Source organism: Pseudomonas sp. GW821-FHT07B01, from assembly GCF_059419065.1.
This window is the reverse complement of record NZ_JBWKRA010000040.1, coordinates 1-22652: the sequence shown is the minus strand read 5'-3', so window position 1 is coordinate 22652 and position 22652 is coordinate 1. Positions and strand designations below refer to the sequence as shown.

Below are 22652 nucleotides of genomic sequence, written 5' to 3'. Positions count from 1 at the left end.
AGCATACGCCGGTTCAGCCGCGGCTTAAATCGCCCTGCATGTCGCCGAGCAAGATGGGCGCATCGTCGCCAAACAGGTGCGGGTAGCACTGGCGGATATGCCCGAAGAAAAATGCTTCGGGCACGTCAGCAAATTGCCCGTGGTCCACCACGTACTCCATAGAACGCTGGCCCTGGCGATTGAACGCGTGGAACACGCTGTCGTGCAGCCCATCGAACTCCAACGGCGGCACGTCGAACACTTCGCACAGTTGCTGGTTGAACGCCGGAGTGGCCTTGACCCAGCGGCCGTTCAGGTAAAGCTCGGTATAACCGTGCATGGCGAACACGTCACTTTTGAGCAGGGCGAGCAGTCGCGGTGTGGACAGGTGATTGCGCACGTCCGCCAGGCCAATGCGTGCGGGAATGCCGCAGTGGCGCGCGCAAGCGGCGAGCAACGTGGCCTTGGGCACACAGTAGCTTTCGCCGGCCGCCAGGGCGAAGCTGGCGCTCAAGGTGCTGGGGTCACGGCTGAAGGTATAGGGATTGTAGCGAATGGCCTCACGCACGGCGTAGTAAAGACTGACTGCCTGGTCACTTAAATCCGGGCGGGTTCCGCGATGTTTCTCGGCGAACTCCACCACCACAGGGTGGTCACTATCGATGAAGCGGCTGGGACTCAAGTACGTATTCATGAGCTTGATCTCCGAGGGGAGCCTGGAGTTTAACCACCAGGCCTGCCAGAGAGATAACGACGATTCGGCCAAATGCCGGCGCCGGCTGATGGGTTGCCCAGTACACCTTGTTACACCCTGATCACCCGGCTTGTTCGGATGCCGACTAAGCTCCCTGGTGGTTTCGCCCCTGGTTCACGGAGGATTGAATATGCTGTTGTTGTGGATACTGGTGCTGGTGGTCGGCATTGCCTACCTGGCACACCGCCGTACTGCCCCCCTGCCCGCCCTGGGTGTGGTCGCCGTCTACCTGCTGGCGATGGGCGCCTGGAGCCACGCACCGGGTTGGCTGCTGCTGATCTTCTGGGTACTCCTGGCCGTGGTGGCCGCGCCTTTGCTGCTGCCTGACCTGCGCCGCCAATACTTCACCAAGCCGCTGTTCAGCTGGTTCCAGAAAGTGCTGCCGCCGATGTCCGAGACCGAGCGCGATGCGATTGATGCCGGTACAGTGTGGTGGGACGGCGAGCTGTTCAGTGGCCGCCCGGACTGGGACAAATTGCTGGCCTACCCCAAGGCGCAATTGACCGAGGAAGAGCAGGCGTTCATCGACGGCCCCACCGAAGAACTCTGCGCCATGGTCAGCGACTGGGAAATCGGCCAGGCCATGGACCTGCCGCCGCAAGCCTGGGAACACATCAAGACCCATGGCTTCTTCGCCCTGATCATTCCCAAGGAGTACGGTGGCAAGGGCTTCTCCGCCTATGCCCACTCCCAGGTCGCCATGAAGCTCGCGACCCGCAGTGGTGATCTGGCCTCCACCGTGATGGTCCCCAACTCCCTCGGCCCCGCCGAACTGCTGCTGCACTACGGCACCGAGGAACAGCGCAATCATTACCTGCCGCGCCTGGCCCGTGGCGACGACATCCCGTGCTTCGCCCTCACCGGCCCGCTGGCCGGCTCCGATGCGGGCGCCATGCCCGACACCGGGGTGATCTGCAAAGGGGAATGGGAAGGCAAGGAAACCCTCGGCCTGCGCCTGAACTGGGAAAAGCGCTACATCACCCTCGGCCCGGTAGCGACCTTGCTCGGCTTGGCCTTCAAAGCCCATGACCCGGACCACCTGCTGGGTGAAGAAGAAGACCTGGGCATCAGCCTCGCGTTGATTCCTACCGACACCCCTGGCGTGGAAATCGGCCGTCGTCACCTGCCGCTTGGCGCCGCCTTCATGAACGGCCCCAACTCCGGCAAGGATGTGTTTATCCCTCTGGAATACCTGATCGGTGGCCAGGAGATGCTCGGCAAGGGCTGGATGATGTTGATGAACTGCCTGTCGGTCGGCCGTTCGATCTCGCTGCCCGCCGTCGGCACCGGCGCTGCCAAGTTCACCAGCCTGGTGACCGGCCAATACGCCCAGGTGCGCGAACAGTTCAACGTACCGCTGTCGGCCTTCGAAGGGATCCAGGAAGCCCTGGCACGCATCGGTGGCAACGCCTGGCTGATGGACAGTGCGCGCATGCTCACCGCCAACGCCGTGGACCTGGGCGAGAAGCCGTCGGTGTTGTCGGCGATCCTCAAGTATCACCTGACCGAACGCGGCCGTGAGTGCATCAGCCACGCCATGGACGTGCACGGCGGCAAGGGCATCATCATGGGCCCCAACAACTACCTGGGCCGCAACTGGCAGGGCGCACCGATCTTTATCACCGTGGAAGGCGCCAATATCCTTTCGCGTAACCTGATGATCTTCGGCCAGGGCGCCATTCGCTGCCACCCCTTCGTGCTCAAGGAAATGGCCCTGGCCGGCCGCGAAGACCATGACCAGGCGTTGAAGGAATTCGACGGCCTGCTGATGCAACACATCGGCTTTGCCGTCAGCAACGCCTCCAGCACTCTGGTGCTGAACCTGGGCTTCGGGCACTTCGAAAAAGCCCCGGGCAACCGGTTGAGCCAGGGCTACTTCCGTGCCCTGAACCGCCAGGCGGCTGCGTTTGCCCTGCTGGCCGACCTGAGCATGATGTTGCTGGGTGGCGAGCTCAAGCGCCGCGAACGCCTGTCCGCCCGCCTGGGTGATGTGCTCAGCCACATGTACCTGGCCTCGGCGGCGCTCAAGCGTTATCACGACCTGGACTCGCCGGACCATCTGGAGCCGCTGTTTGCCTGGGCCATGGAAGAAAGCCTGGGCGAATCGGAACGCGCACTGGATGAGCTGCTGAGCAACTTCCCGAACAAGGTGCTGGGCTGCCTGTTGCGGGTGATCGTGTTCCCGTTCGGGCGTCGTCATACCGGGCCGTCCGACGCTCTGGATGCCGAAGTGGCAGCCGTGATCGGCCGCGCCAAAGGCGACCCGACCCTGGAAGAATTGCTGGCCGGCTGTTATCGCCCGCAATCAGCAGAAGATCCCGTGGGCGCCCTGCAACATGCCTACGACCTGCTCGGTGCCAGCCACCCCTTGCAGAAAAAACTCCACAGCGCGCTCAAAAGCGGCCAGGTCAAGCCGGCTGCCGGCGAGCATGCCATCGACGCGGCCCTGCAGGCCGGCGTGCTGCAACCGGCCGAGGCGCAAACCCTGCGCGATGCCGAGGCGGCGCGACGCAAGGTGATCGACGTGGATGATTTCAGCAAGGAAGAGCTGATGCAGGCAGAAGGTAAAGTCCGCTGAGTCGAGCGGTCATATAAAAACGGGCGCGAGAGGCTTATACTCTCGCGCCCGTTTTTGCTTTAGAGGCCTTATCTCGTGTCCAACGTCGTTGCCGATCATCTCGTCTTGCTCGACCACTTGCGCAGCATCCTGGTTGCCGTCGGCGAAGCCGAACAGGTACCCGAGGAAAGCCACTCGCTGTTCCTGGAGCGTTTCGACGAACTGCGCGCCCTGTTGCCAATCGACCCGATCGAAAGCCAGTACCTGGGCCAGGACCTGATGAGCCAGGTCATCCTGCGCTACCCGCAAATCGCCCACCTGGTGCCCCGCGACCTGCTGTGGTTCTTTGGCGGCGACTGCCTGCACTTCATGCCCGACGAAGAACTGGACCTGTACCAGGCCCTGGAAGAACGTCGCTATGAAGCCGAACAGAACGACGAACCGTTCGACTGGAACCAGGAAAAACAGCTGCTGGCGATGCCTCAGGACCAGAGCAAACACTGACGACTATGCTCGTTCCTACGCTCTGCGTGGGAACCTATCCTGTGACGCTCTGCGTCACCCGTGCACAGGCATAAAGGCAGGACGCGGAGCGTCCAAGGTGGCATTCCCACGCAGAGCGTGGGAACGAGCAACCGCGCTCCTACCGTCGGCGCAGCGTGGGCTCCCTGGCCATGCACTCCACCAGATAATCGATAAACACCCGCAACTTCGGCGGCAGGTAACGTGTGGGCGAATGCAGCAACCACGCCTCGCCATGGTACGACGCAATAAAATCCCACCCCGGCAACACCTGCACCAAATCCCCCGCTTCCAATGCGTGCCGCGCGGTGAAATACGGCAAGCTGGCAATCCCGACATGCTGCAAAGCCGCCTCCAGTCGCACCCCGGTGTGGTTCGCCGCATACCGGCCGCGTACGCCGACCGTTACCGCCCTGCCAGCTTGGCGGAACTTCCAGCGTGAATCTCCCGGTGTCTCACCCAGATAAATGCAACTGTGCCCAAGCAGATCATGGGGATGGCTCGGTGTACCGTGCTCGGCCAGGTACTGCGGCGTCGCGCACAGCAAATGTTCGATGGGCAACAGTTGGCGCCCGACCAGACCTGGCGGTGGGCTGTCGGTGATGCGGATGCTCAAGTCGACGTTGTCGTCGATCAAATCCACATGCCTATCTTCCAGGATCAATTGCACATCCACCTTGGGATAGCGCCGCAAAAATTCCGGCATATGCGGGTGCACCACAAATCGCCCCACCGCCTTGGGCACACTGACCCGCACCAGCCCCTCGGCTTCATGGGTAAATTGCCCACTAATTTCCATCACCGAGCGCGCCGCATTGACCATCTCCTGGCAACGCTTGAACACCTCCTCGCCGCCCTCGCTCAGGCGCAGCTTGCGCGTGGTGCGTTGCAGCAGGCGCGTGGCCAGGGCTTGTTCCAGGCGCGAGATGCTGCGGCTCACCGCCGAAGGTGAAACGCTGAGTTGCCGCGCCGCTTCGGAGAAGCTGCCGGTTTCCACGACCTTGACGAAAATCGCCATTTCACCCAATAACGGCAAAGGAAGATTGATGCTCATGACGCACAGGTCCATTGATAATTGAGCGGATTATCACCCATCTGCGCACTATTTATACTGCCCACAGAACCCTGATGCGGATGTAGATGATGACCGAGCGCCTGTTTTTTACCCACGACCACCTGACGGCCGAGCTGGAAGTGCTCAGTTGCACCCCGTACGAAGAGCAATTCGCCGTGATTGTGCAGTCGACCATTTTCCATCCCCAAGGCGGAGGCCAGCCGTCCGACACCGGCTGGCTCGGCGACAGCCAGGTGCTGCGAGTCATGCAGGAAGCCGAACAGGTGGTGCACTACGTCGACCGACCTCTGGAGCCCGGCCTCGTCGTTGCACGAGTCGACGCACAGCGGCGCGCCTTGCACACTCGTCTGCATTCGGCGGGGCACTTGATTGGCAATGCCGGCGAACGCCTGGGCTGGATGCCGATCAAGGCTCACCACTGGCCCGGCGAAGGCAAGATCACCTTTATCCGTGGCCAGACCGCGCAAGACATGGATGCGCAGGCGCTCCAGCAGTGGGTCAACACATGGATCGCCGCCGACTATCCCCGCTATATGACGCTGGAAGATGGCACCCGCGAAGTCGGCTTCGGCGAATTACCGGCTTACGCCTGTGGCGGTACGCATGTTCAAGCGTTGAGCGAACTGGGCCAGGTAACGATCCTGGCGTTGTCAGAGAAAAAAGGCGCACTCTCGGTGCGCTATGAAATCAATGTGGGGGGAGGCTTGCCTTAATGCCATTCAGTTAAGCTCAGTTCCCTGTGGGAGCTGGCTTGCCTGCGAAAGCGTTAGTGCAGTAGCAGATGCAGTGACTGACACACCGCTATCGGGGGCAAGCCCCCTCCCACATTGGATCGCCCCAGAGAAACAGGCTACACGGCAATAGCCCCCGCCCTGCTCGGCTCCACCACGAACGACTTCAACGTCGACACCGTCGCCGCCGGGTCACGCGGGTCACTGATCGCACGAAAATTCGTCAACATGCTATTGGCCGCCAACTCCACCGACACATACCCACGCTGGCGACTGTCGAAAAACTTCACATGCGGGTTGAGCGGCATGATCTTCATGAACGCGTCATAGGGCGGGCCGTCGGAGGTCACCGACGAGCCAACAAACTCGGTGGCGACCACCGCCGAGTCTGGCCTGTCGGCGTCCGCATGCAGGTCGGTGGCCCAGAACGAATGTATATCCCCTCCCCAGAACACCGGGTTCTTCACGCGATTGCGCACGATCGACGCCAGCATCCGTGAGCGGTTCGCCATGTAGCCATCCCAACCATCGGTCCAGCGGCCAAGCTTATGGTTGGTCAAGTCACGCTGCATCAGTGGCGCCACCAGCAAATCCTGGGCGATGACATTCCACTGCGCACTGGACTGGGCAAACCCCTGATCCAGCCAAGACTCTTGCTGCCAGCCGAGCAACGTGCGGCCAGGGTCACGCAGGTCGCTGCAAGGGGTGGTGACAATATGCCCTTGGTGGCTGCCATTGGCCGCGATGCAGGGTTGCTCGGAACGGTACTGGCGACCGTCGAGCACATGAAAACGCGCGAGCCGCCCATAGTCCAGGCGCCGGTAGATGCGCATGTCCGGCCCCTTCGGCACGCTGCTGGCACGCAGGGGCATGTGTTCATAAAACGCCTGGTACGCCGCGGCCCGTTGCTTGAGAAACTGCGCCACCGCCACCTTCGGGTCCTGGGACCAGCGGTTGGCGTAGTCATTCTGTACTTCGTGATCGTCCCAGGTTACGACGCTAGGAGCCGCGGCGTGCAGGGCCTGCAGGTCTGGATCAGTCTTGTACAGTGCGTAGCGGTTGCGGTAATCACTCAGGCTTTGCGCATTGCCGCTGCCGTGAGAACGAAACACCTTGCCCGACTCCGCAGCATAGGAACTGTCGTAGATGTAATCACCGAGGAAAAACACCAGGTCCGGCTGCTCGGCGGCAAGGTGTCGGTAGGCGCTGAAATAGCCGCGCTCCCAGTGCGAGCAGGACACAAACCCCAGCCGGGCCGAGGCCATGGCCTGCGGCGGCGGCATCGTGCGCGACTGGCCCATCGGGCTCTGCGCACCGAGCCCTTCAAACTGGTACCAATACGGCCGATCTGCCGCCAGCCCCGCCACCTCGACATGCACCGCGTGAGCGAAACGCGGCGTCGCCAGTACTTCGCCGTGCTTCACAATGCGCGTCATCGCCGCATCGCTGGCCACCCGCCAACGCACCGGCACCGAGCGACTCAGGCCGCCACGGCCATCCGCGGCGTTGAACAACGGCGCCAGGCGCGTCCAGATCACAAAGCCATCTGGCAACGGGTCGCCGGAAGCCACGCCGAGGGTGAACGGATAATCCACCCCGGCACTGCGCGCAAACGGGCTGAGAATCGAAAACGCGGTAGCGACCGCCAGCCCGCCAAGGACCCGGCGCCGGCCGTGGTCCACTTCGCCACTCACGAACAGCGCTCCCAGTCGTCGCGCACGGTGGCAAACCCGAGCATGTCCTCATACACGCCGTTCTTTAAAAACGCCTGGCGCATGCAACCCTCATAACGCAGGCCGATCTTTTCCATGACCCGCGCCGACTCCTTGTTGCTCACGAAACACTGGCTGCCCACGCGCTGCAACCCTAGCGCCTCGAAGCCGAAATCCATCACCGCGCTCGCCGCTTCAGCCGCATACCCCTGGTTACGGCAGTGCGCCGCCACCCAGCCACCCAAGTGCCCATAGTGATGGCGTGCATTGATGCGCAGGCTGACCATGCCGACCAATTCGTCGGTGCCGCGCACATGCATCCCCAGGTTCAGCAGCTCACCGGTGCGGTACTTGTCAGCGATCCCCGCAATAAAATCCTGCGCGGTTTCCAAGGTGTAGGGCGATGGAATGTTCGCCGTGTTGTCGGCAATTTTCGGCCCGTTGGCAAGCGTGAAAAGCACCTGCGCCTGGTGCATATGCAGTGCGCGTAACAGCAGTCGCGGGGTCGTCAATTGAGGCAGTGCAGTGGGCATGGGAGCCGGCTCTCAAGATAAATTTCTCAAGCATGGAGGCCCCGAGTGTCAGTTTCATTACGCCCGAAAACTGACCGGTAAGTTTTCTGAAAGACGCGTCCTAGAGCCTCTAAACGGTCAATTAAAGTTAACCAATCGGTCATTTTTGGCTGTTAGCGTTTTGCCCCTAATTCAATGACGGGGTAACGGAATGAGAACCTGGGACGAACCCAAGAAACGCAAGGCGCACATCGAGCTGATCCCGATGATCGACGTGATGATGTTCCTGCTGGTGTTTTTCGTACTGGTGAGCCTGAACGTGATTCCCGCGCTCGGCATGAAGACCCAATTGCCCAGCGCCAGCAGTTCGCAGCAGCTCAAGCCGCAGAACAAATTCATCCTCACCCTGGGCCTGGAAGGCCAGTTGCAACTGGACGGCAAGGACCTGACGGTGGAGGCCCTGGTGCCGGCGCTGAAGGCGGCCGAAAAGCCCGATACCAAGTCGACGATCATCGTCAACAGCGACAAAGGCGTGGAGGTTTCGCGCCTGGTGGAAGTGATGGACACCCTGCGCCTGGGTGGCTTCACCTCCGTGTCCATCGCCACGCGTAAGTCCTGATCATGTACGTTCTGTTTCGTGCGCGTCAGCTGCTGGGCAGTGTCCCGGCCCTGATCGCCCTGGTGCTGATTGCACTGGGTATCCAGTCCCAGACGTTGAAAGTCGAGCCGGTGTATGACGAGTCGGCGGTCGAATTGGCCTTGGTCGAGCCGGAACCGCAAGTCATACCGGAACCGGTGGTGGAGCAAGAACCGCCACCGCCAGTGATCGAAGAGGAAGAGGCCGAGCCGGCGCCCCCGCCGCCACCGCCCAAGCCGCTGCCCAAACCCAAACCTGAACCCAAGCCAAAACCTGTGCCCAAGCCTGCCCCCGTGGTCGCCAAGCCCGTGCCGACGCCGCCACCGGTGGCCGCCAAGCCAGCCCCGGCCGTCGTCACCCAAGCGGCACCGACGCCTGCCCCACCGGCGCCACCGAAGGTCGATGGCCAGGCCCTGGAAAGCGGTTACCTCAAAGGCTTGCGCAACGAACTGGACACCTACAAGCAGTACCCCACCGGGCGCCAGGCGTCCCTCGAACGCCCGAGCGGCGAGGTGGTGGTTTGGCTGTTGGTAGACCGTCAGGGCCGCGTCCTCGACTCAGGTTTACAAACCCAGGCCTCGAGCATGTTGCTCAACCGGGCAGCCACCAACAGCTTGCGTCGCATCAAGCAAGTCAAACCGTTCCCCGAGCAAGCCTTCGGGGGGCGCAATGAGCAGCGCTTCACCGCCACCTTCAACTACAGCGTGCAATAAGCACCCGACACCAGGACGACAGTGATGAAGTTCACCCGTATTCATCTGGCACTTGTGGCCGCGACCAGCATGAGCCAGGGACTGGTCATGGCAGAGACCAGCGACAGTGATGTCGGCACCATTGGGGTACAAGGCAAGGCGACCGCCGGGGGCGGTTACATGGTGCCGGAGGAAAGCATCAAGGGCCGCTCCACGGTGACCAAGGAAGCACTGGATAAACAGGCGGCCACCGGCAATGCCATCGACAAGCTCAAGTACACCCCGGGCTTGAACATCTCCAGTGAAGACAACACCGGCCTGTCGGGCTTTCGCTTCACCATGCGCGGCATGAACTCCGACCAGGTGGGCATGTCGGTGGACGGCATGCCGATCAACGACTCCGGCAACTACGCGCTGTACTCCAACCTGCTGGGCGACCCGGAAAACATCGACCAGATCTTCGTCACCCAGGGCGCTTCGGAATCCGACGGCCCGCACATTGGTTCCAGCGGCGGCAACATTGGCATCGTGACCATTCGCCCGACCAAGGAAACCGGTGCCTTCGTCAAACAGGTCGTCGGCAGCAACGCCACGCGCAAGACTTTTGCCCGCCTCAACACCGGCGAAATCAACGGCCTGAGCAACTGGCTGTCGGTGTCCCACACAGAAGGTGAAATGTGGCGCGGCTCGGGCGCGGTACGCGCGGACAAGGTGGAGTGGAACAGCTTTTTCGACGCTGGCAATGGCAACACCGCCAACCTGATCCTCAAGTACCACGAGCAGGACAACAACAGTTACAGCCAGTTGACCAAGGCGCAGTTTCAGCAATATGGCCGCAAGTACGACCCTTATCCGGCAACACCCAGCGTGGGCAGCAACGGCAAGTACAACAGCTATTACGCCCTGGCGCAGAACCCGTTCCAGACGTTCACCGCCGTGCTCAACACCCAGTTCAAACTGGCCGATAACCTCGCACTGTCGGTGATCCCGTATTACTACTGGGGCAATGGCAGCGGCGTCGGTTCATCCAGCTATGCCCTCAACCGTGGCTCCAACCAGGGCGGTGTGTTCGACCTCGGCAACCTGCCCACGGCCGCCCAATACAACGCCGACGGCACACCCAACAGCGGCGTGTACTACCGCCCTTCACGCACGCAAACCTGGCGTCCGGGCATCACCACCAAGCTGACCTGGGACCTTGGCGACCACAGCCTGCAATTCGGTTACTGGTACGAGCGCGCACGCCAGAGCCAGACCCAGCCGTTCATTCCGCTCAAGAGCAACGGCAAGCCAGTGGATACCTGGCCAGATTCCAACAGCGCCATCGTCGATGCCAACGGCAACACCGTGCAGGGTCGCGACCGTTTCACCGTGACGCCGGCGCAAAAAGTCTGGGCCCAGGACACCTGGTACATCAACCCGGACTGGACCTTCATCGCAGGCCTGGCCTACATGAACGTCGAGCGTGAAGGCACCAACCACGGCAGCCTCAACGAACGCCCGGAAAAACGTAACCAGACCTACAACAAACTGCTGCCCAACGCCGGCCTGAAATACCAGTTGGACGAGCGTGACCAGTTGTTCTACAGCCTGTCGCGCAACATGCGTGTGCCGCAGAACTACGTGCTCTACGACAAAGGCGCCGGCTCGATCGACGCCGAACCGGAAACCAGCTGGAACCACGAACTGGGCTGGCGCTACAGCGGCGACGATATGAACCTGGCCGCCACCCTGTTCTACATGGACTTCAAGAACCGCCAGGTTTCGTCCCGGGACATCAACGGTGACTTTGCCGACATCAACGCCGGCTCCGTGGTCAACAAAGGCCTGGAGCTGGAGTGGAGCGGCCAGTTGCCCCACCACTTCAATTACTACACCTCCTACACCTACACCAAGGCCGAGCAGCAGGATGACCTGACCGTCTACAACGCCGGCAAACCCATCGTGCTGCCCACCAGTGGCAAGCAGTTCGCCAACGTGCCCAAGAACATGCTGGCGGCCAACATCGGGTATGACGACGGGCGCTTCTACGGCACCTTCGGTGGCAAGTACACCAGCAAGCTCTACGGCGACCTGACCAACGACGAGGCGATTTCCGGTCGCACCGTGTTCAACCTCGGCGCCGGTATTTACCTGCCGGTGGACAAGAAAGTGGTCAAGGACGCGACCCTGCGCCTGAACGTCGACAACCTGTTCGACAAGAAATACCTGGACGGCGTGTACACCACCAAGACCAACGCGGCCAGCTACAGCGGTTTCCGCGATGGCGACCCTGCGTACATCGTCGGCCTGGACCGTACCGTCACGGTTTCGCTGGAAGCGAATTTCTAAGACTCACCCCAAGAGGAACACCATCATGGATATGAACCTGCTCCACGACGTCACTTTCTATGTGATGTACGCGGCGATGGCCATTGCGATCTTCATCGCCATCGAACGCGGTATCTACTTCGCCTACGTACGCCGCCAGGCACGCGCATTGATCGACGCCCTGGGCGCCAATGTGCACAGCGAGCGTGACCTGCCGGACAACCTGACCCGTCGCGACAGCCTGCCGCTGAACATGATCTTGCCGGTGCTGGCCCAGAAGGCGACCCACGGTTCGCGCAAGGACCTGGACGACGAAATCGATACCCAATACCTGAAGACCCGCGCCCCACTGGCCCGCAGCCTGTGGATCATCGAGACCATCACCACCGCCGCCCCGCTGCTGGGCCTGCTGGGCACCATTCTCGGCATCATCGACACCTTCAAGGCGCTGGCCACCGCGGGCGTATCGGACCCAGGGCAGATTTCCGGTGGTATCGGGACGGCCTTGTTTGCCACGGGATTAGGTATCGCCATCGCGCTGTTCTGCGTGGTGTTCCACAACTTCTTCCAGGACAGCCTGGAGCGCATCAACGACCAGTTGAAGATCCTGTTGATCCGCGCCGCCACCGGTGCCCGCGCACAGGATGAAGTGACTCATCGCGTGCCCACCCCGCTGCACAGCCGCACAGCCTGACCTGCAGGGCGGGCGCCTTGGGCGCTCGCCTTTACCTTTGGTGCGATGAGACGCTTATGTCCCTTTCGATAAAGTTGCGTATTGCCGGCCTGACCGGCTTGCTCCTCAGTCCGCTGGCCCAGGCGGACTTTTCCATTCCAGGTTTTGAATTGGTGCATACCGTGCCTGTGGACACCGCCCTGGGCACCGACGATTTGCGCCAGCCCGGCCCGGTATGGATCGAGCTGTTCGACGGCGCCAAAAGCCACATTGATATCGGCCAGTTCTACGCCGCGGACCACCCTGGCTCGGTGATGAACAGCGTGTTTGAACACCTGGAAGCCGCCGGCAAACGCGGCGTGAAGATTCGTTTCCTGCTCGAAGAAAAAGGCATCAAGCTGTCGGATGCCGCCACCCTGGAACGCTTGCGCGCCATTCCCAACCTGACCTTGCGCGTGCTGCCCTACGGGCAACTGAGCGGCGGCATCATCCACGCCAAGTACCTGCTGGTGGATGGCAAGCAGGCGTTTGTCGGCAGTCAGAATTTTGACTGGCGCGCCCTGGAACATATCCACGAAACCGGGCTGCGGATCACTGACGAAACGGTGGTGGGCCAAGTGCAGGCGATCTTCGAGCAAGACTGGCAAGCCCAGGCCGCGCTGGCGGGTAAACAACCGGTGCCGCTACCCGCCAGCGGCCCAGCACCCGCACGTACCGGCAACTACCTGGTGGCCAGCCCGCAACGCTACAACCCGCCCGGCGTGGGCGACTCACAGCTGGAACTGCCGCGCCTGCTGGGCGAAGCCCAAAAAGAGGTGCGCGTGCAATTGCTCGACTACGCGCCGCTGTCCTACGGACCGGATCGAACCCGACCGTACTACGCGGTGATCGACAACGCCGTGCGCGCCGCCGCAGCCCGTGGCGTGTCGATCAAACTGATGGTGTCCAACTGGAATACCGACCCGCTGGAACTGCCCTATCTCAAGAGCCTGGCGGTGCTGCCCAATGTTGAGATCAAGATCGTCACCCTGCCCGAAGCCAAGCAAGGCTTTATCCCTTATGCGCGGGTGATACATAGCAAAACCATGGAGATCGACGGGCAAGTGGCGTGGGTAGGCACCAGCAATTGGTTGGGCAGCTACCTGGATAATTCACGCAATCTGGAGGTGGTGATGCGCAGTGAGGCGATGGCCAGGCGTGTAGGCCAGTTGCATGAACAACTGTGGGATGGGCCTTACGCTAGAGCCTTGAGCGTGACCCAAGAGTATCCCGCGCCCCACCCTGGCCAGCATTGACCTTGGGCACCTGAGTAATGGTAGTGTGTGGAAATGTTTCTGTCTCTTCCGTCAGAAACCTCCTACTCACTACCTGCAAAGGAATGCCTTCAACCATGCACTTTCCACTTAAGCAATTGGCGGTTGCCACCCTGTTCGCCGCCGGCCTTTCGGCCGTCGCCACGCCCGCATTCGCCAACATCAGCGCGGACCAGAGCACGGCAATCCTGAAGCAGTTCAACGAGACCTCGGTTACCGATTTTCGCAGTTTCCTCGGCACTCTGGCCCAGGGCGAGCTGGGCAAAGCGGCTGACACCGGCCCGGCTATCAGCGCGTTTGTGGGCAACAAACCCCTGAGCGCCGAGCAGCAGAACGAGATCAATCGCCTGCTGGGCATTTACACCCGCGTTAAATATGGCAAAGCCGCGCTCGAAACCTTGCGTGAACTGGTGGAAGTCCCGACGTTCAACGTAGACGGTCTGCCACAGTACAAAAACCCGGAATTCCTCAAGATTGCCGCAAAGATCGAGGCCCTGGCCAAGTCCTTCAACCTGAACTTCCGTAACGTCGACAACCGCGTATACGAAATTTCTCTGGAAGGCAGCGGTGATGAAGTCGTGGGTGTGCACGCCCATGCCGATGTGGTGCCCGTGACCCCGGAAAACTGGGTGCTGCAAGACGGTACCAAACTCGACCCGTTCAAGGTCACGCTGATTGGCGACCGCATGTATGGCCGCGGGACCGAGGATGACAAGAACGGCATCGTGGTGGCGATGTACGCCATGAAAGTGATCAAGGAAGAAAAACTGCCACTGGCGCGCACGTTCAAGCTGCTGGTGGACACCACTGAAGAAACCGCCGGTGATGCCATTCCTTACTACTTCGAACGCAACCCCGTGCCGCAATACAACTTGGCGCTGGATGGCGGTTACCCGGTGGTGATCGCCGAAAAAGGCTCGGGTACCGTGATGGCCACCTTCCCGGTGCGCAAGGGCGAAGGCAAAGGCGCAGAAATCATCGCGATGACCGGCGGCAAGGCGAACAACCAGATTCCATCGGCCTCGGTGGCCACGCTGGTCAGCGACACCCCCGCCGAACTGGCCGCCAGCCTGCAACAGGCCGGTGCCGACTATGCCAAGCGCAACGGTGGCGACTTCCAGGTGACGGCCAAGGTCGATGGCAAGGATGTCAAACTCACGGTTACCGGCGTATCCGCTCACTCTTCCGAGCCTGAAACCGGGGTCAACCCGGTGGCGCGCATGCTGGACCTGATCCACAGCCTCGACGGCAAGGTCGCCCTCCAGCACAACCACATCACCGATGCCGCGCGCTATGCCGCCGACAACTGGGGCCTGGATTACCTGGGCGGCAAATTGGGTGTGGGCTACGCGGATGATTTCATGGGGCCGCTGACCACCTCGCTGACGTTTGTGGGGCAGGATGACAAGGCCTTTAAACTGGCCGTGAACCTGCGCGCACCGAAAGGTAAAACCCCGGCGGCGCTCAAGGCGCAAATCGAGCAGAAGCTGAACGCCTGGGACAAGAACGCCAAGGTCAACGTGAGCTTCACTTACTCGCTGGACACGCCGATGTACCGCAACCCTGAAGGGGAATGGGTAAAAGCCTTGCTGGCAGTGGCCACTGAAAACCTGGGCATGGCGCACAAATTCGGCACCTCGGCCGGCGCAACCTCGGTGCACGACCTGCCCAACGGCGTGCAATTCGGCCTGGCCCGCCCGGAAGAGAAGTACACCGGGCACACTGACAGTGAGTTCAAGACGGTTGAACAGTTCTTGCTGGACCTGCAGATCGTCACCGAAATGATGGGCCGCGTCGGGCAGTTGCCGAAGCTCTGACCCATCTGGTACCCAAGCGAGGCTGCGAAGGCAGCGGCACAGGCATCCTCTTCAGCGCCTGAACCACCGCTTTCGCAGCCTCGCTAAAGCTCGACAGCTCCTACAGGGGATCGGCGGTGTGGGTGAGATCTCGCTTTGCAGGGCCATCGCGTCAAACACGACTCGGCAACAATGACAGCTCTTCAGCCTTGCAACATCAGCATGTCTTCAAAGAACCCCCCCACCGGCTCAGTGGGATGGCACAGCTGGATCTCCAATACCCAGGCCATTTCACTCGGTGGGATCTCCAGGTCAGCCAACTCCTTGCTTTCGAACAATGCATGGGGAAAGTCCGCAAGGCGGTGCCCCGCCAGGTTGCGCGCCAGCCTCCAGCCCTTTGACGCAGCGCTGTGCTCGGCGAAGTCGTAGAGCTCACGCCCGGTCAGACCACGCAGCCACGCCTGGCGTGTTTCATCGAAGACTTCATGCAAGGCCGTCGTACAGGCCTGGTGCAACGGCGCGTCGCCGAACACAAACGTATCGCCATAGTCCCCTTCGTAGCCATCCCACACCGGGCCAAGATCGACCACGGCAATGTCATTAGCACGCAGCCTGCGCTGGCGATCTATGCCCTCGCGCGGAGGGCGAACAGTGTCGGCGCCAAAACGAATGTAGGTCGGATGCCAAGTGTGCGAAGCGCCCATGGCCTGCAGTTGCCGGGCGGCCATCTCAAGGGCCTCGCCGGTGGTCATGCCGACTTTCAACTGGCTGGCAATCGCCGCCAGGGCACGTATGGATTTTTCCCGCGCAGCCAGCATGCCGTCCAAGGAATAACGCGGGCCGACTTTCTCCCACACCGGGTCAAACGATAGGGAAACTGCTCCAGCACTTGACCGACCACTGGCGACAAACGCCTCCGCGATAAACCGGTGGCTGGGCAACCCCGCTTCAAGGCAGTGGATGCGTACCTGGCCGAGCATTGCACCGTTGCCGCACGCATAGACCTGGGCCTGTTCCCACTGATGCCCATGACTCATTGCAACCTCCTGAACCCTGCCCTCGGAGGACCGCACGGGATGCCAGCGAAAACGGGGATGCTCAAGCATCAGGTGGTCGAGGAAAGCGCTGTCATAAAAGTCCGCCGATTGCGCGCCGCCCCAATACAACGTCACGTCGACATCGCGCTTGAGCGCGGTCAGCAAGATAGGCTTGATGCCCGCGTAACCAGTACCCGTAGCGAATAGCACCACGGGCGCCGCCTCATCGTCCTGCCAGGTACAGGCACCAAACGGCCCTTCCACGTGCAGACGCTCACCCACGGCGAGACCACCCAGCATACCCTCGGAAAAATACCCGCCACTCACCCGGCGAATCTGGAAGACCAAGCGCCCATCGTCCTCATCGGGCAGGTTGGCAATCGAGAAGCAGCGCGTGTCACCGTCCGCCAGGTGAAACTTGAGGTATTGGCCAGCCCGCACCGCCACTGGGGTTTCGGGCATCAATACCAACTCGATCACATCGGGGCCCAGCGCATGCTTGCTGTGAACCTGCGCCGCAACTACCAGCGCGGGCGTATCCAGCGACCAGCCGGGAATATACAGGCGCATGTCGCCACAGGCGTGGCTCTGGCATAACAACATCTCATTGGCTGCCAAAGGATAAGAAGGCTGCGACGCACCCGGCACCAGGCGTTTGGCCCGGTACGCACCTTCGGCGACCACCACCTTGCACGAACCGCAGGCGCCACGGCGGCAGGAGAACGGCACGGCCAGGCCACTGGCGAGCATGGCGTCGAGCAAGAGTTCATCGCCCGCTTCAAAGGTTTTCCCCGAGGGCGACAGTTCGATGACATGACGTGTATTCATAAAGACCTCGGGATGAGTGAGGCTTGATTGTTGCGTTAGACTAGGCCCATTAAAACCTCCAGATTTGGATACTTCAGATGGTCCAGATGCGTAAATGGCGCCCATTGCTCCGGCTTGAAGAAGATGCAAGCCAGGCGTCTTACCGCAAGATCGCCGAAGGCTTGGTCAATGCCATCCTCGAAGGCCGCCTGCCGCCCGGCACGTTATTGCCGGGCACGCGGGAGATGGCACACTTGCTCGACGTCAACCGCAAGACGGTGATCCTGGCCTACGAAGAAGCCATGACCAAGGGCTGGCTGACCAGCGAGCCGCGCCGTGGCACCTTCGTCAATGCGCATCTGACACCCAAGCAACTGCCCAGCGTTACACAACCGTCTTTCGCGCCGCAGTTACTGGACCAACCAGCGGTACCCTATTTCACCCATAACGCCCAAGTGGTGGCGCTTGAGCATCGACACGGCGCGCTGTTTTTCGACAACGGCACCAGCGACCACCGCCTGCTGCCCCAGGCCGTTTTGCACCGTTACTATCGCCACGCACTGCGCAACAGCTTTGCCTCCAATACCGTGCGCTACGGCAGCGAAGGCACCGGCTATCACTTGCGCTGCGCCCTGGCCGAGATGCTGCGCAACAACCGTGGGCTGACGGTCACTGCCGAAAATATCTGCCTGACCCAAGGCACCCAGATGTCCCTGTTCCTGAGCGCCAGCCTGCTGCTCAAGCCCGGCGACGTGGTCCTGGTGGAACGCCTGAGCTACCCACCGGCATGGGAAATTTTCCGCAAGCTCGGGGCGAGGTTGGTCACGGTCGACATCGATGATGAAGGTTGCCGCACCGACCAGGTCGAGCGCTTATGCCGTGAGCACAAGGTGCGCATGATTTACCTCACGCCCCATCACCAATTCCCCACCACCGTGAGCCTGCATGCCGCCCGCCGGCAACACTTGCTGGCGTTGGCCGCGCTGCATGACTTTTGCATTATCGAAGAGGACTACGACCACGAATATCATTTCAGTGGCCGCCCTTACCTACCGCTGGCCAGTGACCGCGCCCAACGCCATGTGCTGTATATCGGCTCGTTGTCCAAAGTGCTGGGCTCGACGTTCCGCTGCAGCTATATCGTGGCGCCCACCTCTGTGATTGAAGCCCTGCAGCGCAATGCCGCGCTGATGTTGGGCGATGCCGACGCGGTCGCTCAAGCCATGCTGGCAGACCTGATCAATGACGGGGAGTTGAAGAAGCATGTGCGCCGCGTGTCGAAAGAATATCGGGCGCGCCGCACGGTATTGCAAGATTGCCTGGATCAGGCGTTTGGTGCTCGCATACAAGTGCGCGAGCCCGAGGGTGGCTTGGCGCTATGGGTACGTTTCGAGGAAGAAATAGACGTCGATAAGTTGGCAAGCACCGCACTGGACCACGGCGTCGTGGTGCGCAGCGGTCGTCAGTTTTCACCCAACGACCAACCGGTAAACGCGCTGCGCCTGGGCTTTGCCTCCCTCGACCGGGATGAAATCCAGCAAGCCACTCAGCGCCTGGCCCAGGCGATGAACGCCATGGGCAAGCGCTGAAAAACTTACCCTGCGGCCCCTAGGAACGGCAGCGCCAGGTACAACTTGATCACCACCGCGTTAGCGATATCGATGAAGAACGCGCCCACCATCGGCACCACCAGAAACGCGATCTGCGAAGGCCCGAAGCGCTGCGTCACCGCCTGCATATTGGCAATCGCCGTGGGCGTGGCGCCTAGCCCGAAGCCGCAATGGCCTGCCGCCAGCACCGCCGCATCGTAGTTGCGGCCCATCACCCGGAACGTCACGAAAATCGCGAACAGCGCCATCAGCAATGCCTGTGCGGCCAGCAGAATGACAATCGGCAAAGCCAGTGCCGCCAAGTCCCAGAGCTTGAGTGACATCAGCGCCATCGCCAGGAACAACGACAAACTGACATTGCCCAGCACCGAGACTTCGCGTTCGAACACCTGATGCCAGCCGAGCATCGACAGCCCATTGCGCAGCACCACACCGACGAACAATACGCACACGAACGTCGGCAATTCGAAAGCGGTGCCTTGGATGGCGGCATTCAACAAGTTGCCGCCCTGCAGGCTGATCGCCACCAGCGCCAGGGTCTCGATAAACGAAAACGCGGTGATCAGGCGCTCTTCGTTCGGTTGCTCGAACCCCTTGGCCAGGCTCGATTGCGGTTGCCCAATACCTGGAACCTCGACCCGCTTGATCAGAAAACGCGCCACGGGCCCGCCGATCAGTCCACCGAGCACCAGGCCAAAGGTCGCCGAGGCAATCGCCAATTCAGACGCAGACGCCACGCCATACTGCTCACTGAACACCGCGCCCCAGGCCGCACCGGTACCATGTCCACCGGACAAGGTCACCGAGCCCGCAAGCAGGCCCATCAATGGGTCAAGCCCGAGCGCCGAGGCCAGCGCGATACCCATTGCGTTTTGCACCACCAGCAAGCCCGTTACCACCAACAGAAACACCGCCAGGATCCGCCCGCCTTTCTTCAGGCTGGCAAAATCGGCGTTCAAACCGATAGTGGCAAAGAACGCCAACATCAACGGGGTTTGCAATGAAGGATCGAAGCGTACTTCGATATCGGCAAACGCGCGCAACGCCAGGAGCAGCATGGCGACCAACAGGCCGCCGGCTACCGGTTCCGGAATATTGTAAGTACGCAGAAAGCCGATACGGGCCACAAGTCCCCGCCCCAGCAATAGCACCAGCGAAGCGGCAACGAGGGTTGAATAGAAATCGAGCTGAAGCATCCGGTCAGTTCTCTGAAGTGGACAAGGAGAATGGGTGGCCAGAGTAGAGAGCACAGGGTGAAAAGGCATCAACCCTACAAAAAACACAGACTTTCCCTACAAGCTTCACAATAATAACCTACAACCGCCTGCACCTCGCCCCTCCAGAGATACTCACAGTAGACTTATCGACGACGCCTTCGCAGCAGAGGCCAGTTGGAGGCGATCTCCCCCGGTTCAGCGTCACGCCCTGCGATTCGCACCAGGTCTGGAAACTCAAGCAACAGGGCACGATTGCCCCGGCCAATGTGCTCCATCACGGCCAGGGTAATGTTTTCACGCACCATGCCCGTCGAAACGTAATACATGGCCCAGGCTTGCTCTGGCGTACAGAGGCCGATCTGTTCTTCAATCTCTTTGTAGGCCTTGTAGTCGTCCGACTCTAAATAACGCTGATCACGACCCTGGGGCATGCTGTCTCCCTCCCCGACCCCGTCACGTACCGCTTTTGACCTTGGTCCAGACCCGTGTGCGAATGCGCTCCGCCTTCAGCGGCAAGGGCTCAAGCGGAACCAGTGTGGCCATGGTCTTTTTATCGGGATAAATCCAAGGGTTATCCCGCAACTTTTGCTCGACGAACTCAGTGGCATCTTTGTTGGCGTTGGGATAGAGCATGTAGTTGGACGTCTTGGCTATCACCTGCGGCTGCAGCATGTAGTTGATGAACGCCAGAGCGGCCTTTGGGTGGCGAGCATCCTTGAGCAACACCCAGTTTTCAGACCAGACCAAGGCGCCTTCGCGCGGCAGGCTGTAGGCAATCTTACGGCCGCTGTTGGACTTTTCATTAATCGCCTGCGCCGCCAGCGCACCATTGGCCCAGCCTACGACCGCGCAGATGTTGCCGTCGGCCAAGTCGGTGTCGATCCGGGAAGAGTCGAAATAGAGCACATAGGGGCGGATTTTCAACAGCAGCGCCTGAGCCTTCTGGTAATCCTCTGGATCGGTACTGTTGCTGGGCAGCCCCAGGTAGTGCAAGGCGATCGAAATGATTTCGCTGGGGGAGTCGAGCATGGCTACGCCGCAAGACTTGAGCTTGCTGATGTTTTCTTCTTTGAAGATCAGGTCCCAGCTGTCCACCGGGACGTCATCGCCCAGCGCCGCCTTGACTTTATCCACGTCGTAGCCAATGCCGGTGGTGCCCCAGACATAGGGCACGGCGTAGCGGTTACCGGGGTCATTGACCGCCAGCAGGGAGAGGATGTCAGGGTCGATGTGCGAAAGGTTACTCAACTGCGCGCGATCCAGCGGCTGCAGCACCCCAGCCTTGATCAAGCCGGGTAATACATTGGAGGTGGCCACGACCAGGTCATAGCCGGTGCGCCCAGCCATGACCTTGCTCTGCATGATTTCGGCGCTGTCGAAAGCATCCATATGCAGCTTGATGCCGGTCTCCTGCTGGAATTGCCTGGGCGTCTGCGGTTCAAGAAACCCGAACCAGTTATACAGATACACCGAAGATTCAGCGGCGGCTGCGGGCGTGCTGGTTGCAGCGCCCAGGAGCGAAGCTAAAAAAATAGCTCGCAAGTGTGCTCGACTCATATGACTATCCCTGTCCACACGACACGCCTTCATGGCTATCGTAAGCTCGGGGTGAATATACCGAGCATCAACGAATAGTAAATACCTACAAGTACTTAGCTCTGGCCTGCAAAGCCCTAACCCTAAAGGGGTAAAACATGTCGCTTGACCTTCATAGCCTGGCTTGGCACCGATCGGTTGGAAAACTGATCATGCAGCTCAATCGCCCGGAGTTCTGGAGTACGTTGATCGCGTATTGAATGAATATGTGCAGATAGACAATTGGGTAGTGCTGGTTTTTGGCGACCACGCGGTGCGCGTGATCAGCCTGCCCGAAGTAGCCGACAGCGAAGAAATCGACGCCTTTATTCACCGCTATGTGAAAGGCCTGTATCTGCTGGACCCGTTCTATATCGCTGATCGAGAAAACCCACAGAGCGAATTCTTCCATCTGCTCGATATTGCGCCGGAACACTTCCGGGAAACCGAGTACTACCAACAATATTTCGCGCAATACATCTCGGTCGATGAGGCGCAATACAATGTACGGCTCGATGCCGGCACCACGCTGTGCATGTCGTTTGGCAGCAACCTGCGATTCACCCAGGCGCAGATAACGGTATTGGACATGATCAAGCCGTGGGTGACGGCAATGATGCATCAACGCATGTACTTTGAAACTGACCCGACAAAAAACCTCGCCGAGCCGGCTCCATGGGCCGAGGCACTTACTCAGTTGGAAACACAAGTAACGGCACGTGAAAAGGACGTGCTCAAGTTACTCCTCAGTGGGTTCTCCAACAAAGAGATCGCCGGCAAGCTGTCGCTGTCGACAGAAACCATCAAGGTCCACCGCCGCAACATCTACAGCAAGCTGAATATCAAATCTCAGTCCGAACTGTTTGCGCGTTTTTTCATGCCACGGCAAGAGATCCCTTCGACGCTTTGAACGGGGTGGTGCGCTGGCGAAGTAAATTGCGCACAAACGAAAACGCCGATCATCACTGATCGGCGTTTTCGTTAAATATGGAGCGGGAAACGAGACTCGAACTCGCGACCCCGACCTTGGCAAGGTCGTGCTCTACCAACTGAGCTATTCCCGCAAATGGCGTCCCCTAGGGGACTCGAACCCCTGTTACCGCCGTGAAAGGGCGGTGTCCTAGGCCACTAGACGAAGGGGAC

Annotated in this window: 18 protein-coding genes, 2 tRNA genes and 1 pseudogene; 11 read left to right on the top strand and 10 right to left on the bottom strand. The window is 60.5% G+C overall.

Annotated features, from left to right (window positions below; translation table 11 throughout):
- Positions 1–13: 13 nt before the first annotated feature.
- Complete coding sequence (locus tag AC07S6_RS26615; RefSeq protein ID WP_495113358.1) at positions 14–673, bottom strand: transglutaminase-like domain-containing protein; 660 nt, start codon at positions 671–673, stop codon at positions 14–16.
- Between the two features lie 190 nt (positions 674–863).
- Between AC07S6_RS26615 and AC07S6_RS26610 the strand changes: the two genes are divergently transcribed.
- Both AC07S6_RS26610 and AC07S6_RS26605 read left to right on the top strand, forming a co-directional pair.
- On the top strand, positions 864–3311 hold the full coding sequence (locus tag AC07S6_RS26610) for an acyl-CoA dehydrogenase (RefSeq protein WP_495113357.1): 2448 nt from the start codon (positions 864–866) through the stop codon (positions 3309–3311).
- 75 nt (positions 3312–3386) lie between these two features.
- Complete coding sequence (locus AC07S6_RS26605; protein ID WP_003190109.1) at positions 3387–3794, top strand: PA2817 family protein; 408 nt, start codon at positions 3387–3389, stop codon at positions 3792–3794.
- Between the two features lie 139 nt (positions 3795–3933).
- Here the strand turns inward: AC07S6_RS26605 and AC07S6_RS26600 are convergent, their stop codons facing one another.
- Entirely contained in the window at positions 3934–4866 is a 933-nt protein-coding gene (locus AC07S6_RS26600) for a LysR family transcriptional regulator (RefSeq protein WP_197880827.1), read from the bottom strand.
- Between the two features lie 89 nt (positions 4867–4955).
- On the opposite strand from AC07S6_RS26600, the gene AC07S6_RS26595 reads away from it, so the two are divergent.
- Positions 4956–5600 (top strand): alanyl-tRNA editing protein, encoded by a 645-nt coding sequence (locus tag AC07S6_RS26595; RefSeq protein ID WP_495113356.1) that lies wholly within the window; start codon positions 4956–4958, stop codon positions 5598–5600.
- A gap of 137 nt (positions 5601–5737) precedes the next feature.
- Here AC07S6_RS26595 and AC07S6_RS26590 read toward each other — a convergent pair whose 3' ends face one another.
- Positions 5738–7312, bottom strand: a complete 1575-nt coding sequence (locus AC07S6_RS26590; RefSeq protein ID WP_495113355.1) for an alkaline phosphatase D family protein — start codon at positions 7310–7312, stop codon at positions 5738–5740.
- The gene (locus AC07S6_RS26585; protein WP_197880833.1) at positions 7309–7863 is read right to left on the bottom strand and encodes a GNAT family N-acetyltransferase; all 555 of its coding nucleotides are present in this window, start codon (positions 7861–7863) and stop codon (positions 7309–7311) included. Before AC07S6_RS26585 ends, AC07S6_RS26590 begins: the two co-directional genes overlap by 4 nt.
- A 190-nt stretch (positions 7864–8053) precedes the next feature.
- On the opposite strand from AC07S6_RS26585, the gene AC07S6_RS26580 reads away from it, so the two are divergent.
- The 6 genes from AC07S6_RS26580 to AC07S6_RS26555 all read left to right on the top strand — a co-directional run bounded on the left by AC07S6_RS26580 (position 8054) and on the right by AC07S6_RS26555 (position 15284).
- Positions 8054–8461, top strand: coding sequence for an ExbD/TolR family protein (locus tag AC07S6_RS26580; RefSeq protein ID WP_014717774.1), 408 nt, complete (start codon positions 8054–8056; stop codon positions 8459–8461).
- Positions 8462–8463: 2 nt separating this feature from the next.
- A complete protein-coding gene (locus tag AC07S6_RS26575) occupies positions 8464–9192 on the top strand; it encodes an energy transducer TonB family protein (RefSeq protein ID WP_014717773.1) in 729 nt (242 codons plus the stop codon).
- 24 nt (positions 9193–9216) lie between these two features.
- Positions 9217–11502, top strand: coding sequence for a TonB-dependent receptor (locus AC07S6_RS26570; protein ID WP_495113354.1), 2286 nt, complete (start codon positions 9217–9219; stop codon positions 11500–11502).
- Between the two features lie 25 nt (positions 11503–11527).
- A complete protein-coding gene (locus AC07S6_RS26565; RefSeq protein WP_057978136.1) occupies positions 11528–12175 on the top strand; it encodes a MotA/TolQ/ExbB proton channel family protein in 648 nt (215 codons plus the stop codon).
- 56 nt (positions 12176–12231) lie between these two features.
- The gene (locus AC07S6_RS26560; RefSeq protein WP_495113353.1) at positions 12232–13449 is read left to right on the top strand and encodes a phospholipase D-like domain-containing protein; all 1218 of its coding nucleotides are present in this window, start codon (positions 12232–12234) and stop codon (positions 13447–13449) included.
- A gap of 95 nt (positions 13450–13544) precedes the next feature.
- Positions 13545–15284 carry a dipeptidase gene (locus AC07S6_RS26555; RefSeq protein WP_490615559.1) on the top strand — a complete coding sequence of 580 codons (1740 nt, stop codon included), beginning with the start codon at positions 13545–13547 and terminating at the stop codon, positions 15282–15284.
- Between the two features lie 182 nt (positions 15285–15466).
- Here AC07S6_RS26555 and AC07S6_RS26550 read toward each other — a convergent pair whose 3' ends face one another.
- Positions 15467–17128, bottom strand: a complete 1662-nt coding sequence (locus AC07S6_RS26550; protein WP_495113352.1) for a M24 family metallopeptidase — start codon at positions 17126–17128, stop codon at positions 15467–15469.
- Positions 17129–17205: 77 nt separating this feature from the next.
- On the opposite strand from AC07S6_RS26550, the gene pdxR reads away from it, so the two are divergent.
- Positions 17206–18696 carry a MocR-like pyridoxine biosynthesis transcription factor PdxR gene (gene pdxR, locus AC07S6_RS26545; protein WP_495113351.1) on the top strand — a complete coding sequence of 497 codons (1491 nt, stop codon included), beginning with the start codon at positions 17206–17208 and terminating at the stop codon, positions 18694–18696.
- A gap of 5 nt (positions 18697–18701) precedes the next feature.
- On the opposite strand, the gene gltS is transcribed toward pdxR, so the two are convergent.
- From gltS to AC07S6_RS26530, 3 genes are all read right to left on the bottom strand, one after another.
- Complete coding sequence (gene gltS / locus AC07S6_RS26540; RefSeq protein WP_236452515.1) at positions 18702–19913, bottom strand: sodium/glutamate symporter; 1212 nt, start codon at positions 19911–19913, stop codon at positions 18702–18704.
- A gap of 164 nt (positions 19914–20077) precedes the next feature.
- The gene (locus AC07S6_RS26535) at positions 20078–20365 is read right to left on the bottom strand and encodes a hypothetical protein (RefSeq protein WP_495113350.1); all 288 of its coding nucleotides are present in this window, start codon (positions 20363–20365) and stop codon (positions 20078–20080) included.
- Between the two features lie 22 nt (positions 20366–20387).
- Positions 20388–21491 carry a polyamine ABC transporter substrate-binding protein gene (locus AC07S6_RS26530; protein ID WP_495113349.1) on the bottom strand — a complete coding sequence of 368 codons (1104 nt, stop codon included), beginning with the start codon at positions 21489–21491 and terminating at the stop codon, positions 20388–20390.
- A 137-nt stretch (positions 21492–21628) separates the two neighbouring features.
- Between AC07S6_RS26530 and AC07S6_RS26525 the strand changes: the two are divergent.
- Positions 21629–22419, top strand: a pseudogene (locus AC07S6_RS26525) (helix-turn-helix transcriptional regulator).
- Positions 22420–22497: 78 nt separating this feature from the next.
- On the opposite strand, the gene AC07S6_RS26520 reads toward AC07S6_RS26525, so the two are convergent.
- Together AC07S6_RS26520 and AC07S6_RS26515 are read right to left on the bottom strand one after the other, a co-directional pair.
- Positions 22498–22573 (bottom strand) — tRNA-Gly (locus AC07S6_RS26520).
- A 3-nt stretch (positions 22574–22576) separates the two neighbouring features.
- Positions 22577–22652 (bottom strand) — tRNA-Glu (locus tag AC07S6_RS26515).

Excerpts from the sequence above, each read along its gene's own strand:
- AC07S6_RS26585 (WP_197880833.1), bottom strand. The coding sequence starts at position 7,863 with ATGCCCACTGCACTGCCTCAATTGACGACCCCGCGACTGCTGTTACGC.
- AC07S6_RS26550 (WP_495113352.1), bottom strand. The coding sequence starts at position 17,128 with ATGAATACACGTCATGTCATCGAACTGTCGCCCTCGGGGAAAACCTTT.
- gltS (WP_236452515.1), bottom strand. The coding sequence starts at position 19,913 with ATGCTTCAGCTCGATTTCTATTCAACCCTCGTTGCCGCTTCGCTGGTG.
- AC07S6_RS26575 (WP_014717773.1), top strand. The coding sequence starts at position 8,464 with ATGTACGTTCTGTTTCGTGCGCGTCAGCTGCTGGGCAGTGTCCCGGCC.
- AC07S6_RS26610 (WP_495113357.1), top strand. The coding sequence starts at position 864 with ATGCTGTTGTTGTGGATACTGGTGCTGGTGGTCGGCATTGCCTACCTG.
- AC07S6_RS26565 (WP_057978136.1), top strand. The coding sequence starts at position 11,528 with ATGGATATGAACCTGCTCCACGACGTCACTTTCTATGTGATGTACGCG.
- AC07S6_RS26560 (WP_495113353.1), top strand. The coding sequence starts at position 12,232 with ATGTCCCTTTCGATAAAGTTGCGTATTGCCGGCCTGACCGGCTTGCTC.
- AC07S6_RS26600 (WP_197880827.1), bottom strand. The coding sequence starts at position 4,866 with ATGAGCATCAATCTTCCTTTGCCGTTATTGGGTGAAATGGCGATTTTC.
- AC07S6_RS26580 (WP_014717774.1), top strand. The coding sequence starts at position 8,054 with ATGAGAACCTGGGACGAACCCAAGAAACGCAAGGCGCACATCGAGCTG.
- AC07S6_RS26570 (WP_495113354.1), top strand. The coding sequence starts at position 9,217 with ATGAAGTTCACCCGTATTCATCTGGCACTTGTGGCCGCGACCAGCATG.
- pdxR (WP_495113351.1), top strand. The coding sequence starts at position 17,206 with ATGGTCCAGATGCGTAAATGGCGCCCATTGCTCCGGCTTGAAGAAGAT.
- AC07S6_RS26535 (WP_495113350.1), bottom strand. The coding sequence starts at position 20,365 with ATGCCCCAGGGTCGTGATCAGCGTTATTTAGAGTCGGACGACTACAAG.
- AC07S6_RS26555 (WP_490615559.1), top strand. The coding sequence starts at position 13,545 with ATGCACTTTCCACTTAAGCAATTGGCGGTTGCCACCCTGTTCGCCGCC.
- AC07S6_RS26530 (WP_495113349.1), bottom strand. The coding sequence starts at position 21,491 with ATGAGTCGAGCACACTTGCGAGCTATTTTTTTAGCTTCGCTCCTGGGC.
- AC07S6_RS26595 (WP_495113356.1), top strand. The coding sequence starts at position 4,956 with ATGACCGAGCGCCTGTTTTTTACCCACGACCACCTGACGGCCGAGCTG.
- AC07S6_RS26615 (WP_495113358.1), bottom strand. The coding sequence starts at position 673 with ATGAATACGTACTTGAGTCCCAGCCGCTTCATCGATAGTGACCACCCT.